Origin of the sequence: Thalassovita gelatinovora (assembly GCF_001458355.1) — a bacterium.
GTDB lineage: Bacteria > Pseudomonadota > Alphaproteobacteria > Rhodobacterales > Rhodobacteraceae > Thalassobius > Thalassobius gelatinovorus.
Genome location: NZ_CYSA01000028.1, coordinates 114,735 through 131,511 on the forward strand (window position 1 = coordinate 114,735; position 16,777 = coordinate 131,511).

19 protein-coding genes are annotated in these 16,777 nt (G+C 57.2%); 5 read left to right on the forward strand and 14 right to left on the reverse strand.

Going from position 1 to position 16,777, the window contains the following annotated elements; genetic code table 11:
- Window positions 1-11: 11 nt before the first annotated feature.
- From fliQ to TG4357_RS18000, 14 genes are all read right to left on the reverse strand, one after another.
- A complete protein-coding gene (gene fliQ / locus TG4357_RS17935; RefSeq protein WP_058264291.1) occupies window positions 12-278 on the reverse strand; it encodes a flagellar biosynthesis protein FliQ in 267 nt (88 codons plus the stop codon).
- 3 nt (window positions 279-281) lie between these two features.
- Window positions 282-1,034 (reverse strand): flagellar type III secretion system pore protein FliP, encoded by a 753-nt coding sequence (gene fliP, locus TG4357_RS17940; RefSeq protein WP_058264292.1) that lies wholly within the window; start codon window positions 1,032-1,034, stop codon window positions 282-284.
- Window positions 1,031-1,327, reverse strand: coding sequence for a flagellar biosynthetic protein FliO (locus TG4357_RS17945; RefSeq protein ID WP_058264293.1), 297 nt, complete (start codon window positions 1,325-1,327; stop codon window positions 1,031-1,033). The genes fliP and TG4357_RS17945 overlap by 4 nt, the downstream gene beginning before the upstream one ends.
- Window positions 1,328-1,425: 98 nt before the next feature.
- Window positions 1,426-1,761: a flagellar motor switch protein FliN gene (gene fliN / locus TG4357_RS17950; RefSeq protein WP_082644199.1), complete on the reverse strand. Its 336-nt coding sequence runs from the start codon at window positions 1,759-1,761 to the stop codon at window positions 1,426-1,428.
- 31 nt (window positions 1,762-1,792) lie between these two features.
- Window positions 1,793-2,767, reverse strand: coding sequence for a flagellar motor switch protein FliM (fliM, locus tag TG4357_RS17955; RefSeq protein WP_058264294.1), 975 nt, complete (start codon window positions 2,765-2,767; stop codon window positions 1,793-1,795).
- A 9-nt stretch (window positions 2,768-2,776) separates the two neighbouring features.
- Complete coding sequence (locus tag TG4357_RS17960; protein ID WP_058264295.1) at window positions 2,777-3,343, reverse strand: flagellar basal body-associated FliL family protein; 567 nt, start codon at window positions 3,341-3,343, stop codon at window positions 2,777-2,779.
- 11 nt (window positions 3,344-3,354) lie between these two features.
- Window positions 3,355-5,301 carry a flagellar hook-length control protein FliK gene (locus tag TG4357_RS17965; protein ID WP_158509098.1) on the reverse strand — a complete coding sequence of 649 codons (1,947 nt, stop codon included), beginning with the start codon at window positions 5,299-5,301 and terminating at the stop codon, window positions 3,355-3,357.
- 250 nt (window positions 5,302-5,551) lie between these two features.
- Window positions 5,552-5,923, reverse strand: coding sequence for a hypothetical protein (locus TG4357_RS17970; RefSeq protein ID WP_058264297.1), 372 nt, complete (start codon window positions 5,921-5,923; stop codon window positions 5,552-5,554).
- Entirely contained in the window at window positions 5,910-7,265 is a 1,356-nt protein-coding gene (locus tag TG4357_RS17975) for a FliI/YscN family ATPase (RefSeq protein WP_058264298.1), read from the reverse strand. The genes TG4357_RS17970 and TG4357_RS17975 overlap by 14 nt, the downstream gene beginning before the upstream one ends.
- Window positions 7,262-7,999 (reverse strand): FliH/SctL family protein, encoded by a 738-nt coding sequence (locus TG4357_RS17980; protein ID WP_058264299.1) that lies wholly within the window; start codon window positions 7,997-7,999, stop codon window positions 7,262-7,264. Before TG4357_RS17980 ends, TG4357_RS17975 begins: the two co-directional genes overlap by 4 nt.
- Window positions 8,000-8,014: 15 nt before the next feature.
- Window positions 8,015-9,031 (reverse strand): flagellar motor switch protein FliG, encoded by a 1,017-nt coding sequence (fliG, locus tag TG4357_RS17985; protein WP_058264300.1) that lies wholly within the window; start codon window positions 9,029-9,031, stop codon window positions 8,015-8,017.
- A 4-nt stretch (window positions 9,032-9,035) separates the two neighbouring features.
- Window positions 9,036-10,769 (reverse strand): flagellar basal-body MS-ring/collar protein FliF, encoded by a 1,734-nt coding sequence (gene fliF, locus TG4357_RS17990; RefSeq protein ID WP_058264301.1) that lies wholly within the window; start codon window positions 10,767-10,769, stop codon window positions 9,036-9,038.
- A 41-nt stretch (window positions 10,770-10,810) separates the two neighbouring features.
- Window positions 10,811-11,134, reverse strand: a complete 324-nt coding sequence (fliE, locus tag TG4357_RS17995; RefSeq protein WP_058264302.1) for a flagellar hook-basal body complex protein FliE — start codon at window positions 11,132-11,134, stop codon at window positions 10,811-10,813.
- 13 nt (window positions 11,135-11,147) lie between these two features.
- Entirely contained in the window at window positions 11,148-12,323 is a 1,176-nt protein-coding gene (locus TG4357_RS18000; protein ID WP_082644200.1) for a sigma 54-interacting transcriptional regulator, read from the reverse strand.
- A 345-nt stretch (window positions 12,324-12,668) separates the two neighbouring features.
- Here TG4357_RS18000 and TG4357_RS18005 point away from each other — a divergent pair, with 345 nt between their 5' ends.
- From TG4357_RS18005 to TG4357_RS18025, 5 genes are all read left to right on the forward strand, one after another.
- The gene (locus TG4357_RS18005; protein WP_058264303.1) at window positions 12,669-12,974 is read left to right on the forward strand and encodes a hypothetical protein; all 306 of its coding nucleotides are present in this window, start codon (window positions 12,669-12,671) and stop codon (window positions 12,972-12,974) included.
- A 270-nt stretch (window positions 12,975-13,244) separates the two neighbouring features.
- On the forward strand, window positions 13,245-14,264 hold the full coding sequence (locus tag TG4357_RS18010) for a chemotaxis protein CheA (protein ID WP_233487580.1): 1,020 nt from the start codon (window positions 13,245-13,247) through the stop codon (window positions 14,262-14,264).
- Window positions 14,261-15,085: a CheR family methyltransferase gene (locus TG4357_RS18015; protein ID WP_233487567.1), complete on the forward strand. Its 825-nt coding sequence runs from the start codon at window positions 14,261-14,263 to the stop codon at window positions 15,083-15,085. Before TG4357_RS18010 ends, TG4357_RS18015 begins: the two co-directional genes overlap by 4 nt.
- On the forward strand, window positions 15,085-16,188 hold the full coding sequence (locus tag TG4357_RS18020; RefSeq protein ID WP_074646925.1) for a protein-glutamate methylesterase/protein-glutamine glutaminase: 1,104 nt from the start codon (window positions 15,085-15,087) through the stop codon (window positions 16,186-16,188). Before TG4357_RS18015 ends, TG4357_RS18020 begins: the two co-directional genes overlap by 1 nt.
- Before the next feature lie 13 nt (window positions 16,189-16,201).
- On the forward strand, window positions 16,202-16,726 hold the full coding sequence (locus TG4357_RS18025; RefSeq protein WP_233487568.1) for a chemotaxis protein CheW: 525 nt from the start codon (window positions 16,202-16,204) through the stop codon (window positions 16,724-16,726).
- The last annotated feature ends 51 nt before the right edge of the window (window positions 16,727-16,777 follow it).

Here is a 16,777-nt window from a genome sequence, read left to right on the forward strand (position 1 = left end):
TTTTCCATCGATCACCGCACGCTGGCGACCATGTCGAAGACATGGGTGAAATAATCGGTCAAGTTGGTCATCATGAAGCCCGACGCCAACCCCATCGTGATCAGCACGATGGCCAGTTTCGGCACGAAGCTGAGTGTCGCTTCGTTGATCGAGGTCGCGGCTTGGATAATGCCGACAAAAAGGCCCACTGCCAATGCGATGCCCAGTACCGGCCCGGCCGTCAGCAGAATGTTCCAATAGGCCAGTTGCAGTTGTTCGATATTGGCGTCGAAATCCATGATCTATCCTCCTACGCCGCTGGAGAAGCTATTGACCAATGACCCCATGGTCAGGGCCCAACCGTCGACCAGAACGAACAGCAGCAGCTTGAACGGCAATGACACCAACATCGGAGACAACATCATCATGCCCAAGGCCATCAGGATCGAGGCGATCACCATGTCGATCACCAGAAACGGCAAGAATAGCAGGAAACCGATCTGAAACGCGGTTTTCAGTTCTGAGGTGATAAAGGCCGGCAGCATCACCGAAACTGGTACGTCAGTTTCATTGGCATAGGGACCGTCACCCGCCAGATCGGCAAACATCATCAGATCGTTTTTGCGGGTGTTTTCGATCAAGAATCCGCTGATCAGGTCGCGACCCCGTTGGAGCGCCGCAGGCGCGGCCATCTGGCCGTCCAGATAGGGTGCGACTGCCGTTTCATAGACCTGGGTCAGCATCGGTTGCATAACGAAGAAACTCAGGAAAAGCGCAATCGCAACCAGCACCTGATTGGGGGGTGTTTGCTGTGTTCCAAGCGCCTGACGCAGGATCGACAGCACGATGATGATACGGGTAAAGGCGCTCATTCCAAGCACGATCGAAGGCAGCACCGTCAGCGCCGTCATCAGCGCCAGAATTTGCAGCGACAGGGAATATTGCGTTTCGCCGTCGCCGCCGGGGCTGGTGATTTCCAGCGCCGGCAGACCCTGTGCCAAAGCAGGCCCGGTGATGATGGTCAGGGTCAGCACAATCGCAATCAGCCGGATCATGCTGCCACCGTCGCGATCACAGGTGTCTTGGTTTGCGCGGGCAATTCGGTGATCACGGGTGCTTGACGCTTGGTCGTGACCACCAGAAATTCGGTCCCGTCCACGCTCAGCAGCATTGCGCGGGCGTCAGGGCCAAGGGCGGTTACCTCGGCCAGTTGCATCCGGCGGCCCTTTGCGATCCGCCCGGATATTTTCGAACGATTGGCCTGAACCAGCATCAGTACAGCAACCAATGCAGCCAGAAACCCGCCGACCGTCAAAAGCTGGTCGATTTGCAGGATATCGGTACTCATAACACGTCTCTCCTAAACGGTTAACTAACCGATTAGGGGCATGTTTCATGCCAAGCTGACAGGTGTTGGAAATTTGGTTGGTATCGGGCTAGGTGCGATCAGATATGCATCCGGTCCTTCGGGTCGACGATGTCGCCAAAACGAATGCCGAAACGCTCTCCGATGACGACAACTTCACCCTTGGCGATGGTGGTGCCATTGATCTGAATGTCCAGCGGATCACCGGCCATCCGGTCAAGTTCGACCACCGATCCTTCATTCAGTTTCAGCAAATCCTGTATGGTGATTTCGGTCCGGCCCACTTCTACGGTCAGACGGACCTTGACCGTTTCCAGAACGCCAAGACCGCTGAGCAATTGGCTGGCTTCCGAAACTTCAGGTTGCGGGGTGGTGGCGGGAACGGAGGGCTCTTGCAAGGTGGTTTCTTCACTCATCGCGGTGGTCCTTTCAGATGTGAGGGCCAGATTAGTCTGGAATGCGGCGGGTCAGGTTCAGGGCGGATTTGCCGGCGGATTCGCCGAGATCGGCATCGAATATCGGTCGACCTTCGACCAGCAACCGTGGGGCAGGGGTCATTTGCACCGGCACCACTTCGCCCGGCACGACATTGCCGATACGGCCCAAAGACACCGAGGGTTCGGCCAGAATGGCGGTCAGGCTCAACGGCACATTCAACACGGCGCGTTCCATCTTTTCACGCCAAGACATGTCTTCTTCCAACAGGTCAGAATGCATCCGTGACCGCAGTTGTCCGGCAATCGGTTTCAATGTTTGCAACGGATAGATGACGTCGAAATTCGCCGGATCGGTGTCCGGCAATTGCACCATGAAGGAACAGTTTACCACCAGGTCTTCGGAATCTGCAAAGCTGGCGAAGCTGAGGTTTTCTTCGCGATTTTGCAATTCGAAAGAGATCGGCATCAGATCGCGCCAAGCCAGCGCCATCGATTCATTCAACCCGTTCGAAATCAATTCGATTACCCGCTGTTCGGTCGGGGTGAATTCAGTCCTCGAATGATGGGTATTGCGGATTGTGCCGCCATAATAGGAATCGGTCAGCATCGAAATGAAACTGGGCGGGATCACCATCATCTGATTGCCGCGCAGGGCCTCGATCCGGCTGGTCGTCAGGCTAACGAAATTTTCCACCTCGTCGCTGTAGTCGCTAAAGGTCTTTACCTCGGGGGGGAATGCCGAAATGCGCGGCTGTAGCCGCAGCATCGGCAAGAACACCGATCGCGCCAGACGGCAGAAGCGTTCGTTGATCATCTTCAACCCGTAATAGTCGCCCATCAGCGACAGGTTGTTGTCCCCGAATTGATAGGGTTTGTAGGATATGTCGCCGTCCTTGAGTTCATCCTCTTCGGTGGCGTCAAGATCCATCAACCCGCCGACGAGGGCTGCAAGTTCGTTACTGGAAAGCTTATGCGTGCCGGACATGTATTGGCCTCACTGCATCACGAAAACAGGGAAAAACACGCCCTCGATACCACCGAAACCTTCCAGCCGTTCCAGCCGGTTATTGATGGCGTCGCGCAAGGCGACCGACAGGGCATCGCGGCCAGCGGTGCCTTCGACGTCTTCTTCGGTGAAGCTGCTGATCACCGCCAGCATATCGGAGCGCAGCGCCATCCTGTGGGTTTGCACATTGCGCAACACGGCTTCGTCATACTGGGTCGACAGTCCGATGCCCAATTGAAGGAAGCGGGCCGATCCTTTCAAGTTGGTGGTCAGAGGTTCCGGGAATTCGTAATACTGGGTCTCAAATACCGGGGCGTCGGGCAAATCCCGCGGTACCTTCTGCGGTGTATTACCGGCGGAGTCATGAACATTATCCGAACCAGTTTCTTCGATTAGACGCAGTACTTCGTCAGCCGGACTCATCGTCGACTGGGCAAAGAACTGACCAGCGACAAACCCTCCCGAAGCCAACCCGCACGCCACAATGAGCTGAAACAGGGTCTTCAGGATCCCGCCTTTCTTCTTTTGTGATCCATCAATTGTTACGTTTGCCATAACCGTTTACCTCAGGCGACAATATCAATCCCGTTTTCGGGATTTGTTTGCGTAGATTGGGGCGGAACGTCCGCAGTTTGTTCGGCTTGCTGTTGCGACGGCCCTGATTGTGAATTCTGGGACGAATGACCGCCTTGGCCACCTTGACCTGTCTGGCCCTGGAATCCTTGACCGCTGTTAGCCTGATGCTGGGTCATGTCAAAGCCCGCTTTTTGCATCATGTCGGCCAGACGCGACTGGGTGTCGTTCAACATCTTCGCGGCAGCGTCGGATTCGGTGACAATGTTGACCGCCACGTTGTTATTGTCCCGCAGGTCCAGCCGGATCGTCATCCTGCCCAGCTTTTCCGGCTGCAACGCGATTTCTATTTCGTGCTGCCCCATTTCATGCGCTTCGCGGATCATTGCGGTCAGTTTGCCGGGCCATTCCGCATCAACCATTTGTAAGTTTCGCGGTGCAGCAAATGCAGCGTTTGAGGCGGCGGTCGTCGCGGCGTTTTCAGCCCCGCGCAACTCTCCGGTATGGACTGTATTGTGGGTCGACTGTGCCGCGAGGGTATCGGCTTTTTGTTGTGGGTGTACCAAGAGTTCAGAAGCGGTTTCCTGATCTGGGTCTGTCGCTGCCGTCATTTCGGTCTGTGCCGCGGTCATTGCCTCGGGACGACGGAGCGCGGTGTCAGATGTAGCTGCCGCAGCTTTGTCTGCTTCGCTCGAAGCAACTGCCGAAGTACCTTCGAGATTGAAGCGGATTTCAGTTTTCGCAGCATCCGTTTCGGGCGTAAGTTTGGACATTTCCAAGGTCGCGCGGTTTTGCTGCTGTGCACCCTGACCACCGGTCTGGGATTGGCGCGCTTCTGCGTCAACCGCAGGTGCGGTTGTGTGCGTCGCCGCGCCAGTCATTTCGGCGGGTTTTGCAGACTCAGACGTGATTTTATCGGTCCCGCGACCCGCGAATTCGGCCCGGTTGATCTGTCCGGATGCGATCGCAAGAGCCTGATCCGATGCCGTTCCGGAAAGAACCGCCTTGGCGGTTGCTGTTTTGACTGTGTCTGGGGTGTCTACCGTCTCAATGGTGGTTTCGTTCTGGTCCTGCGCGATTGTTTCCGGGCTTACGGATTTCGGGCTAAGTGTCGAAACTTCGGGGCGCAAGGCGGGGGATTGGGTGGCTTTCCCAGACATGTCTGCGAATTGAGACGCTGTAGCAGCGTCAAGCGTGTTCAAAGCGGTCTTGCTTTGCGGGTCGAGAGGGGATCGTTCTGTGAGGTCTGTCTGGTCCGGGTTGGTTGGTACTGCCACCGGGGTGTTGGCAGTCCCGTCCAGTTTCGCTGCGTTCGCCGCTTCGCCGCTGATCGGCAATGTGGTGGTAGCGCGGTCGGTTTCGGTCAGATTTTTTACTATTTCCTCTGCCTCGGCTTGAGTTATCTCGGCGTGAGGATCTTCAACGATCAGTTTACTTTCGAGCCTCAGATCTTGGTCAAGTCCTGACGCTTCATCAGGCAGTTCTGGCGCGATAGCCTGCGACGGCTCGGAAAGCGATATCGGTGCCATGGCTTCCAAGGAAGCAATCAGTTCAATCGCCGGTTCGTTTGCCAACATGGTTAAATCAGTGTTGTCGTCTGTGGCTAGGGCAGCGATTTCGGATGCCGTCGACGTATCGTCGGCAGTGGTGATTTGGGCCGCCAATGCAGGATTTGCCTGTTTCTTGAGGGGGGGCGTTTCAAATGTAGTGACCGCAGTTGCCGTCTGTGGTGCAAGAAGATCGAGGGTAGCAGGACGCTGGGGTGTGCCGGTAGCGGATTTTGTCGGCTTCCCGGACAGAACGTCAAGCGGCAGCAATGACAGGTCTGCAGTTTCGCTTTCGGTTGCCGTGGTCAGGTCGATCATTTCCGGCTGGACGTTTGCGTTGTCGGGCTGGAAAATCAAAGCGGCTTGGGCTGTGGCATCCGTTTTTCCGGTCAACGTTCCGGGGGGGGGAGTTTGGACGATGCCACCGGGAACGCTATTGATGTTCTGCGATCCTTGCAGAAGCTCTGCAAATCCTTGCGCTTCCCCGTTTCCGGACCGCTGATTCCCCGATACATTACCCAGAAAAATCGTAGGCGTGCCGGAAGCAGTTGCAGGGGTAACGGTTTGGGGCATTGGTATTCCGTGAATGTTTTTTAACTTTGTTCTACAGGTGTGGTGCAGGTTTCGTGCCAGCCGGTGACGATTATTCGTTTTCCGTCTGGCGTTGGGCGATCCGGGCTTTTTCGCTGAGAATATCGAGCTTATGGCCCGATTGTGCCAAAGCCGTCCGTGCCCGACTCAACCGGTGTTCGGATTGCTTCATTTGGTTGGTCAACGTTTTGCGGTGGCTTTCCAACTGATGCCCGACCCGCATGACATTGGCCAGTTGCGCAGTGGTTTTAGACCCAGGTGCGGCAAGACGGTGTTCGTCCAGCAACCGCGCCAGCGATCCTGACTGTTCCGCAATACGGTCGGTTTCATCCTGAACCTGGCGCAACTTGCGGGCCAGATCGGCCTGTTTTATTGTTTCGGCCTTGGCCATCATGCGCAGCAGGTCGCCTTTATGCTTGCTCATTCGATCCCCCCACCAGCTTAATCAGTTGTGTCGCACTTTCCTCGAAGGTTACCTTTTCGCTTTTAAGCTGGCAGATGAAGGCCTCGATCTGGGGCCAAAGCGCGATGGCCTTATCCAAATCCTTGTCCTGACCGGCGCTATAGCCGCCCATCAGCATCAGATCGCGGTTGTCCATATAGAGCGAAATCATCCGGCGCAGCTTTTGGCTGGCCACCACATGTTCGGGACTGACGATGTCGTTCATGACCCGGCTGATCGATGCGGGCAGGTCGATGGCGGGATAGATTCCGCGTTGCGCCTGCGATCGCGACAGAACCATGTGACCGTCCAGAATGGCACGGGCGCTGTCGACCACCGGGTCATTGGTCGTGTCATCGCCATCGGCCAGAACGGTGTATAGCGCGGTGATGGTGCCTTGCCCCGGCAGGCCGGGACCGCAGCGTTCGATCAGCGCCGGGATCAGCGAAATAACCGACGGGGTATAGCCTTTGGCGGTGGGTTGTTCGCCAAGCGCAAGTCCAGCTTCGCGTTTGGCATGGGCGACCCGGGTCAGGCTGTCCATGATCATCAGCACATCCTTGCCTTGATCGCGGAAATATTCGGCAATTGCCGTGGTGCGGTTGGCGGCACGCAGGCGCAGCAAGGGCGAACGATCAGCGGGCACCGCCACCACGCAGATGCGTTGCGCGGCTTCGCCGGTCATCACCCGGGACACGAAATCCCCCACTTCGCGGGCGCGTTCACCGATCAGCCCGACGACGATCACATCGGCGGTGGTGTTGTGGGTCATCATTTCGATCAGCACCGATTTGCCGACGCCCGATCCGGCCATGATGCCTACGCGTTGACCGCGACCGATGGTCATGGCGGAATTGAGAATCCGTACGCCGACATCCAGTACTTCGCGCACCGGGGTGCGGGCCAGCGGGTTCAGCGGTTTGCCGCCCAGCGGCCAGCGATCCGACGGGCGCGGGGCAGGGCGGCCATCCAACGGCGCGCCACTGGCATCGATCACCCGGCCCAGCAATTCCGGGCCAACTTCACACACCCTGCCCGAGCGGCGCAGCACGATGGGATCGCCCAAGGTAATCTGTGCCCCAGCGGTATCCAGAAACAACAGGTTCTTACCGTTGGAAAAGCCGATTACCTCAGCTTCGATCGGTTCGGTGCCCGCCGCGGCGTGTCGGGGGAAGATTTGACACAGGTCGCCGGGACTGGCTGGAAAACCGGAACTTTCCACCACCAGCCCATCATAGCGCAGAACCTGGCCGCTGATTTGAGGCGCGCAACGATCTGCCAGCGTCGCCAAGTCGTGTTCCAACCGGTCTAGCAGCGCAGTCATTCAGTATCTCCGTGCGGCGAGGCTTCGGTTTCGGCTAGAATCGTTTGCACGCGATTGGGGCCGGATTTGATATCCACCGCACCGCGCATCAGTCGAATGTCGGCCTGCAAGGTGCAGTCAGACAAGATATCTGCCTCGGGCAGGCACGGGGTGATGGCGTCAAGATCGTCGGGGTTGATTGAAATGACCGTGCTTTCCACCTCTTTGCCGATGCGTTCCACCAGATCCTCGATCTTGCTGGCATAGGTTTGGGGCAGGGCGTCGATGCGGCTACCGGCCAGTTCGCTGGCCAACTTGATCAAGGTGCGTTCCATCGCTTGACGCAAAGATGTGTGATGGGCTTCGGTGTGATCGACCAAGGCGCGCGACAGGTCGATAAAGATCGAACGCGCTTCATCAAGCTGTTGGGCGCTTTGGATCACGTTGGGATCAGGGTCCGGTTCCGGCTGCGGTTCCGGTGTTGGGGCTTCAATCAGACCCTGTTGATAGCCTTGTGCGAAACCTTCGGTAAAGCCGGTCTTATGGGCCTTGGCGCGGATTTCATCCAGATTTGGGGGCGGTGGGGCCGGGGCAGCGTCGGATTGCGGTAAATACGTGTCGTCGGCGGTGTGGGTCTCGTCGGGCACAGATGCATATTCACGCGGTCGGAATTCGGTATCGCGGCTGCTGCGCAGTAGCGATGACAGACTTTCCAGATTGAGCTTTCGGACCGGAATGTCGGAATGGTACCCCATTAAACAGCCTTCCCTTTACACCATGATTTCGCCGCCGCGCCCGGCCAGCATGATTTCGCCGCTGTCCGACAGGCGTCGGGCGACCGCAATGACTTCTTTCTGGGCGGTTTGAACCTCGGTCAGCCGCACCGGGCCAAGCGTTTCCATTTCTTCGCGGATATTGGCGGCGGCCCGTGTCGACATGCAGTTGAGCAACTTATCCTGCAATGCTTCATCCGCGCCCCGCAGGGCAATCACGAGAGTTCGTTCGTTGACCTCGCGCAGCAAGGTTTGGATCGCGCGATCACCCGACTTGATCAAGTTGTCGAAGACGAACATGTTGTCCTGAAGCGCAATCGCCAGTTCCTTGTCGTCTTTGTTGATGACCTTCAGGATCCGCTGTTCCATATCTTGCTTGGTGAAATTCATGATCCGTGCTGCCGCCTTTACACCGCCCATCTGCGAGGCGCGCAAAGTGGTGTTGGCCTGGAATTTCCGCTGAATCACTTCTTCCAGATTGCGCAGCGCATCCGGCTGCACGGTGCTGAGTTCGGAAATCCGCTGCACAATGTCTGGTTGCTGTTCTTCGGGCAACAGCTTCAGCACCTCGGCCCCGACCGAATGATCCAGCGCCGCGACGATAAGCGCGATGATCTGGGGATGTTCGTCCGTGATCAACTCGGCGACCGCTGGCGCATCCATCCATTCCAGAATCTGGATTGGATGTTCGTTGCTGCTGGGGGGAATGCGGCTGAGTACCGATTGTGCTTTATCCTGGCCAAGAGCCTGGGTCAGCACATCCTTGATATAGTCATTGGCCCCGACACCCAGTCCGGTCTGTTCGCGTAGGTCGTGCAGAAATTCATTCAGCACTTCGTTGACGGTTGAGTGATCAACGTTGCGCACCCCATACATAGCCGTTCCCAGCTGTTGTACTTCTTGCGGGTTGAGCAGTTTGAGGACGGCTGACGCTGCTTCTTCACCGAAGAGCATCATCAGGACGGCGGCTTTTCTGGTGCCACCAAGTTCGGCTATGGAAGGAGTTCGGGGCATGGTTTTACTTCAACTGGCTGTTGTCATCTTCAATCATCGCCTTGAACGCTGTGGCGATGCGGTCGCTGTCTGTTTTGGTCAATTCACGAATGAGGGACAGTTTTTCTTCGTAAGAAACCTGCGCCCAAGGATTGCCGACCGGGTCGACCCCATCCAGACGGGCGCGCACTTCGGCCAAGGTTTCACCTGGTCCCACTTCAATCGCATCGCTGGGCAGGCTGCCCCCATTCTGCATCGGGATCGGGGCTCCCATCAGGGTGGAACCGGCACCCGGTGAGACCGGCGAAAACAACATCCGGTCGATGATTGGGCGCACCAGGCCAAGCACGATGATGGCAAGGACCAAAATCTGAGCGATGTAGCGACCGGCGGTGGCGACCCAAGCTTCCTTGTACCAAGGTGTGGCGGCATTTTCGAAAGGATTGACGAAAGGCTGTGCGGACAGCGTCACGCTATCGCCGCGTTCGATCTGAAAGCCGATCGCGCTGCGCACGAGGGCATTGGCATCCGTCATCACCGAGGCGGGCAATTCGCCCGGCACCAACGACCCGTCTTCGGCCATCGTGCCGGAAGGGGCGCGCAGCAAAACGGCTGCATGGATGCGGGTGATCTGTGCCATCGACGGGGTGGTGGTTTCGACAATGCGGCTGACTTCGTAATTGCGGGTCGAGTTGCTGGTCACGTTTTGCTGCGTGTCGGCCTTGGCGGCGGCACCATCCGGGCCCTCGGCAACCATATCGGTTTCCGACGGTGGTGAATTGGACACGGCACCGGGAATTCCCTTGGCCAACATCCCGTTGGATTGTTGGGTCATCGCCTGTTCCGACCGGATAACAGAACCGTTTGGCTGATATTGTTCGGAGGTAATTTCGGAACGGGTGAAATCCATGTCCACGGTCACTTCGGCGGCCACATTGCCGGGACCAACGATGGGGCTGAGTAACGCTTCGATCCGTTCACGATACAGTGCCTCCATCCGTTTACGATGGGCCAGTTGCTGATCGTTCAGTTCGCTGAGCGGGTCGCTGGCTTCGCGTGACAACAGGCGGCCGTTTTGATCCACAACCGACACGTTGCTCCGCGCCATGCCGGGAACCGAGGTCGAGACCAGGCTGACGATGGCGGAAACCTGACCTTCGTCCATCGCGCGGCCCGGGGCCACCTGAACGAAGATCGATGCGCGCGGCGGTTTGGTGTCGCGGATAAAGGCGGTCTGTTCGGGCAGCGCCAGATGAACACGGGCGGCGGTCACATTCTGGAATTCGGCGATCGATTGGCCTAGGTCGAGTTCCTGCATCCGGCGCAGACGGGCGGCTTCGACCGAGCGGCTGGCACCCATCGGCATATCGGTCAGTGCCGACATGCCGTCGGGTGTTCCTGCGGGCAGGCCTTCGGTGGCCAGGATCATCCGGGCGCGGTGGTAATCAACTTCGGTAACACTTAGCGCACCGGTGGATTTGTCGAGAGAGGCGTCGATACCGCTGGAATTCAGCACTTCGACCGCGCGGGCCTTGTCGGCTTCGGGAAGATCGGAATAAAGCGCCAACCGCGCGGGTTGGCTTAGAATCGCGTACAGTGCCAACCCCAGAACCGCCACGGTGACCATGACGATCGCGGGCAAGGCCCGGCGTATCGCTGGCTGCCGCGTGATGGCCTGAAACTGCATCAGATAGGCCTTGCCGCGGTTGGCGACGGCGGTGCTTCCGGGCTGGGCAAGAAGGTTCGTCGTGCTATCCATGCAAATTCTCTACTCTCGCGTCTTGAAAAGAGCCTGGTGGATTACACCGGCATGTTCATGATGTCGCGATAGGCGGAAAGCGCCTTGTTGCGGACGTTGAGGGTCATCTGAAATCCCAGTGACGCGACTTGCTGATCGACCATGACACCGGCCAGATTTTCGGTTTGGCCGGTTTCATAGGCAGTTGCCGAACTGGCGGCTTTGTTCTGAGCCTGAGCAACCTGTTCCAGCGCGCCGCCCAGTCGTTCGGAAAACGACGTCGTCTGTTTGGCCGTATTGGCAGAATTGCTTTCCTGGACCGGCGTCGTGCTGCGCGATGTCAGCGCCGCGAGCGTGGATTGTCCTGACAGGCTTGAAATCGTCATTGCTGAACTCCGATCAGGCGGCGCGTGCGGCCATTGCCGCAGTCGGGATCATGCCCGGAAGGATTGCGGTTTGCGTCGTCAGCATGATGTCGTTGACACAGACTTTATTGCCGGTCCGCAGAACCAGTGCCCGTTGAACTACGTTTTCCAGTTCGCGGACATTGCCGGGCCATTGATAATCGCGCAGCACGGCCATTGCGTCATCGCTCAACAGCGGCAGCGGCGCGGTTTCACCGACATGACGGCGGATCATGGCGACGGCCAGGGCTGGGATGTCATCGGGACGAACGGCCAGCGCCTCGGTTGCCAGCGGGAAAACGTTCAGGCGATAGTACAGGTCTTCACGGAAATTGCCCGCCTGCATTTCGGTCAGCATGTCGCGGTTGGAGGTCGCGATCACGCGGATATTGACGCTTTCTTCTTTCTGCGATCCCAGCGGGGTGACTTTCTTTTCCTGAAGTACTCGCAGCAGTTTTGCCTGCAGGCCCAGCGGCATTTCGGAAATTTCGTCCAGCAGCAAGGTGCCGCCATCGGCTGCGCGGAAAATACCGCGATTGGCGGTCGATGCACCGGTGAAGGCGCCTTTTTCATGACCGAACAGCATCGCTTCAAGCATGTTTTCCGGGATCGCTGCACAGTTGACGGCGACGAACGGTTTGCCAGCGCGGGGTGACCGATCATGGATTAGGCGCGACAGTACTTCTTTACCGCTGCCGGTGGGACCATTGATGAAGACGGTGACATCGGATTGGGCGACGCGGGCAGCAAGGTCGATCAAGGCGCTGGTACTGGCGGCGGCGGCCACCATGCCGCCATGCGGGGTGGCGATCAGATCGGACAGCGCCAGAAGCGAAGGCGTATAAAGCGGTGGCTGCGCTTCGCCGCGCAGGGGCAGGGTGACACGCTGCATCCGACCGCCCAGTTCGGCTTCGACGGAGAAATCTTCGCCGGGGGCGACGATCACCAACTGGGTGATGCCCAGTTGCCGGGCACCGGTCACAAGACCCGATTGACCGCCCGCAGCCTGTTCTGCCGCTGCGGTGCAGACCAATGTGTTTCCCTTGCCGGGATTGGTATCCGGAGCACCAAGGCCATCGATGACAATGCTGTCGACCCGGCGACGGGTGAGCAGATCGGCGAGTGCGCCTGCGTCGTCAAAATCTTGTCCGATGATAAAAACCTTAGCCATGGTACGCTCCTGCAATTTGCTGTCGGTTTCTAAGAAGCAGGGACCGTACCAAGTGGTAAATTATTTGCTAAAATGATTTTAAACCATTGAAATTAAATGGAAGAATTTTCTAAAATATCTAAAGTATATATCGGAGGATTACCCTTCGGATATGTCGGTTTGACGGCATTCCTGATAGTGTCGAAGATTTGACGATATCCCGACATCCCCGAACGCGCAGCCCCCCATACTTAGGGATGTATCGGGTTCCGAATGATAGGTCATATCTTTTGTGTGCGGTCTTAACTTTTCTGGGGGAGGGACGTTTTCCTAAGCAGACGTATAACCAAACTGCAGGCGTGTTCTATGTTGTCAAAAACGTACCATCTTAAATTTCCCAGCCTCGATGCAGCTCAGATCGCCGCACCTTTCGTTACAGAAACGCTTGGTAACGCAATTCCTGAATGCCGTCTCTCGGGGCTTACCGTTCTGATCAGTAAAGAAGGGGACATTTCAGTCAATCTGTTCTTTCCCTCCGTTCCTGACCTCAAGAACTTCGAGAAAAAGCACGGAGGCTTCGTTGACATGATGAAGAAGACCTTCTTGTTCAAATCAACCGGTTTCGATGGAGTCTGTATCTTCAGCTTCGACGGAAACGAAAACGCGGCTTAGATCCGCCCGGCCACGTCCCTTGAGACGCTGTGTATGGTGAAGAGTTGAGTAATATAAAGGATCAAGGTCAGGATGTCGGCTGAGGTTGAAACCGTTGCAGACAAGCAAGCCACTGCTGGTGCCCTTCTGCGGGTCTCGTCGCAGAAGATCAGTCGGCTGATGGATCTTGTCGGCGAATTATCATTAAGCGTTACGGAGACTGTGAATTCTCCGGATTTGGATCACACTGGGGACCGCACCCTTTTTGAAGCTGCGGCGCACAGATTGAACATGATTGTTCGGGAAGTTCAGGATGCCGCGACCGAATTACGTCTGGTCCCGGTTGATGAAGTTTTCAAACGACTCAAACGTATGATCCGAGAAATGGAACGTCAGACCGGCAAGCGTATCACCCTTGAAGTGATCGGTGCCGATACCGCGATCGATAAGATGGTGGCTGACCGACTTTATGATCCATTGCTGCATGTCTTGCGGAACTCGGCCGATCACGGTCTGGAACAGACCGATGAACGGGTTGCCGCTGGCAAGTCTGAAAAAGGCGTGATTACCCTGTCGGCCGCGCAGGTCGGTAGTGAAGTTCAGATTGTTGTCGGCGATGATGGCCGCGGGCTGAACCGGGAAAAGATTCTGAGCATTGCACGCAAGCGCGGCCTTTACGGCCCCGATGAGGAACCCGAGCCCAGCAAGCTTTGGAAAGTCATTTTCGAGCCCGGATTTTCGACGGCTGAGAAGGTTTCGAACCTGTCGGGCCGCGGTGTTGGCATGGATGTTCTGAACACCACGATGCGCGATCTGCGTGGTCGGATCGCGGTGGAAAGCACAGAAGGCGAAGGGACCCAGGTTTCCTTGCATATTCCGGTGTCGCTGGCATTCTTGGATTGCATTCTTCTGCGCCAAGGCACCCATCTGTTCGCGGTGCCGGTAGAAGACATTTTCGAAATCGTCAAACCCGGAATTGAATCTTGCATGTCGATTTCCGCGGGGAGCAGGGCAGAAATGCTGCGTCTGCGCGAACGGCACGTGCCGGTGTGTCGGTTGGAACAGTTTTATGGCGATGCCTTGCCCGACCTAACCCCGCTGTCGGACACCGTGGCGATCGTGCTGAAGGCCGGAACCCGTTTGATCGCGGTTCCAGTCGATGAAGTTCTGGACCGTCAACAGGTGGTGATGAAACCCCTGTCTGGGGTTCTGGCGAAGGTGCGCGCCAGCTGGGGCTGTGCGCTTCTGGGGACCGGAGAAGTCGCGCTGGTCCTTGATTCCGAGCGCCTTGCGGCAGGAGAAAACGCATGAGTGTCATGGATCATGGGTCTTATCAGGACCACGCTGGATACGAACGTATCCGGTCCTGGCTTGGGGATCGTTGCGGCATTTCTTATCCCGATCATAAAGCCGACCTGCTGCGCCAGCGTCTGTCCCGGGTAACCCGCAGCTTCAGCTTGACCGATCTGGATGAACTGGCCGGTGCGATCAGTAACGGTAAACGGCACGATGTCGAATTGGCGGTGATGCACGCGGCATCGACCAATCACACTTTTTTCTTCCGCGAACCCGAAGTTTTGGAAGCTTTCGCCAAGAATATCCTGCCGCAGCTCAATCAGCGCGAACAGATGCGGATCTGGTCCGCAGCAGCATCGACCGGTGATGAAGCTTATACGATTGCGATGCTGGTGGCTGAACATCTTGGCAAGAGCGCCTTGAATAAACTGATGATCTTGGGGTCCGATATCAGCGCGCCGGTATTGGAGCGGGCCGAACTGGGGGTTTTCAGTCGCCGCCAGATCGCACAGATGGACCCAGTAATTCGGGAAAGATACATGTCGCCGACCGGTATCGAACAATACCGGGTGAACGAAGATTTGCGCCGGGCCTGCACTTTTCGCAGATTGAACCTGAAGGCAACGCCTTATCCTTTTGCAAAGCAATTCCAGGTCGTGTTCTGCCGGAACATTCTTTATTATTTCGAACCCGAAGATCAGATCGCCACGCTGAATGCACTGTATGACGCGACCGAACCCGGCGGTTGGCTGATCACCAGCGTGACCGAAGCTGTGCGCGACCTGTGTCCGGGATGGATTCCGGTGACCACCGGCATTTACCGGAGGGCCGGGTGATGCAGGACAAACGCAAAATCCGCACTCTGATCGTCGACGACTCGGCCATGGTGCGCAAAATCCTGTCGATCGGGCTGGGCAACGATCCCGATATCGAGGTGATCGGGACCGCTGCTGACGCCAATATGGCAATGCAATACCTGGCGCGGAACAAACCCGACGTGATCACGCTGGATCTGGAAATGCCAAATATGGGTGGGCTGACCTTCCTGCGCAGCATCATGAAGACCGATCCGGTTCCGACGGTGGTAATTTCATCGCAAACCCAACGCAGCGCTCAGGCCACGGTTGATGCACTGGCGGCGGGGGCGGTTGATGTGATTGCCAAGCCTCGGATGGAATTGGGCGGTGGGCTGAACGATCTGATGACCAGCATCGTGCAGCGGGTGAAGGTCGCTTCGGGCGCACATGTGCGTCGCACGGTCGTCAGACAGCCGCCAATGCCACAAAGCCAAACACCGAGCCCCGCTGTGCGTGCAGCCCGGGCGGATATTCCCACTTGGATGATCGCACTGGGATCTTCGACGGGTGGGGTGCAGGCGTTGACGCGTGTTCTGGAAGGGTTGCCGGCCGATTGCCCACCGGTGGTGATCGTGCAGCACATGCCCGAAGGCTTCACCGCATCTTTTGCCAAGCGTTTGAATCAGCAATTCCCGCTTCGCGTCAAAGAAGCCGAAGATGGCGATTTGCTGGAAAACGGGTTGGTTCTGCTGGCACCCGGCGGCCCGAAGCACATGACGATCGTCAAGGAAATGGGGCGTCACAAGGTGCGGTTGATTGATGGTCCCGAGGTATGTTTTTCACGGCCTTCGGTAGACGTTCTATTTCATTCCGTTGCCCAAGTGGCGGGTGGAAAAGTGTCCTCGGCGATCCTGACCGGGATGGGCAAAGACGGGGCGGATGGTCAGCTGACCATTCGGAAATCCGGCGGACGGACCGTTGCGCAGGACGAAGCGAGCTGCGTCGTGTTCGGTATGCCCTGTGCGGCATACGAGATTGGCGCACCGGAGACGCTTGTTCCCCTTGAAAACGTATCTTCGTGGTTGATGAATTCCTGTCCACGCGCCTCTGCGCGGAGCGGACTCGAAAGTTACAGAGTGTGAAAGGATCCTGAGGATGACCGAAATGACCAAGGACCAAGCCGTTCCGGCGGAAGTTGAAAACCTGCTGCATGACGACGACAACATCGACAACATGTATCTGACCTTTGCCATCGGTGAAGAAACCTATGGGGTTCCGATTGCCGTGGTAACGGAAATCGTAGGTATGCAGCGGATCATGACCGTGCCGGACGTGCCGCGCTATATCAAGGGTGTGATAAACTTGCGTGGCAAGGTGATCCCACTGATGGATGTGCGCCTGCGCTTCAGTCTTGACGAACGCGCCTATGACGATCGAACCGTGATCATCGTTTTAGAACTCGCCGGTTCACCGGTCGGCCTGATCGTGGATCGGGTCAGCGAAGTTCTGGAAATCGCGGAAGATCATATCGACAGCGCCCGTGGCGTTGGCGGCGGCGGCGAAAGCCAAAGCCTGGTCGAAGGTCTAGGCCGCGTCGGTGAAAACGTCGCCATTATCCTGAACACTGGCATGCTGGTTTCCGATGCCGAACTAAGCATGCCCGAGGCGGTCTCAGCCTAGGTCTGCAGTGCAAGAGCCACTGCAAAGCAAGGACTATGGCATTGCGGGAGG

Excerpts from the sequence above, each read along its gene's own strand:
- TG4357_RS17960 (WP_058264295.1), bottom strand. The coding sequence starts at position 3,343 with ATGGCAAACGTAACAATTGATGGATCACAAAAGAAGAAAGGCGGGATC.
- TG4357_RS17945 (WP_058264293.1), bottom strand. The coding sequence starts at position 1,327 with ATGAGTACCGATATCCTGCAAATCGACCAGCTTTTGACGGTCGGCGGG.
- fliM (WP_058264294.1), bottom strand. The coding sequence starts at position 2,767 with ATGTCCGGCACGCATAAGCTTTCCAGTAACGAACTTGCAGCCCTCGTC.
- fliP (WP_058264292.1), bottom strand. The coding sequence starts at position 1,034 with ATGATCCGGCTGATTGCGATTGTGCTGACCCTGACCATCATCACCGGG.
- TG4357_RS18020 (WP_074646925.1), top strand. The coding sequence starts at position 15,085 with ATGCAGGACAAACGCAAAATCCGCACTCTGATCGTCGACGACTCGGCC.
- TG4357_RS18005 (WP_058264303.1), top strand. The coding sequence starts at position 12,669 with ATGTTGTCAAAAACGTACCATCTTAAATTTCCCAGCCTCGATGCAGCT.
- fliN (WP_082644199.1), bottom strand. The coding sequence starts at position 1,761 with ATGAGTGAAGAAACCACCTTGCAAGAGCCCTCCGTTCCCGCCACCACC.
- fliE (WP_058264302.1), bottom strand. The coding sequence starts at position 11,134 with ATGACGATTTCAAGCCTGTCAGGACAATCCACGCTCGCGGCGCTGACA.
- TG4357_RS17970 (WP_058264297.1), bottom strand. The coding sequence starts at position 5,923 with ATGAGCAAGCATAAAGGCGACCTGCTGCGCATGATGGCCAAGGCCGAA.
- TG4357_RS18000 (WP_082644200.1), bottom strand. The coding sequence starts at position 12,323 with ATGGCTAAGGTTTTTATCATCGGACAAGATTTTGACGACGCAGGCGCA.
- TG4357_RS18010 (WP_233487580.1), top strand. The coding sequence starts at position 13,245 with ATGATTGTTCGGGAAGTTCAGGATGCCGCGACCGAATTACGTCTGGTC.
- TG4357_RS18015 (WP_233487567.1), top strand. The coding sequence starts at position 14,261 with ATGAGTGTCATGGATCATGGGTCTTATCAGGACCACGCTGGATACGAA.
- TG4357_RS17975 (WP_058264298.1), bottom strand. The coding sequence starts at position 7,265 with ATGACTGCGCTGCTAGACCGGTTGGAACACGACTTGGCGACGCTGGCA.
- fliQ (WP_058264291.1), bottom strand. The coding sequence starts at position 278 with ATGGATTTCGACGCCAATATCGAACAACTGCAACTGGCCTATTGGAAC.
- fliG (WP_058264300.1), bottom strand. The coding sequence starts at position 9,031 with ATGCCCCGAACTCCTTCCATAGCCGAACTTGGTGGCACCAGAAAAGCC.
- TG4357_RS17980 (WP_058264299.1), bottom strand. The coding sequence starts at position 7,999 with ATGGGGTACCATTCCGACATTCCGGTCCGAAAGCTCAATCTGGAAAGT.
- fliF (WP_058264301.1), bottom strand. The coding sequence starts at position 10,769 with ATGGATAGCACGACGAACCTTCTTGCCCAGCCCGGAAGCACCGCCGTC.
- TG4357_RS18025 (WP_233487568.1), top strand. The coding sequence starts at position 16,202 with ATGACCGAAATGACCAAGGACCAAGCCGTTCCGGCGGAAGTTGAAAAC.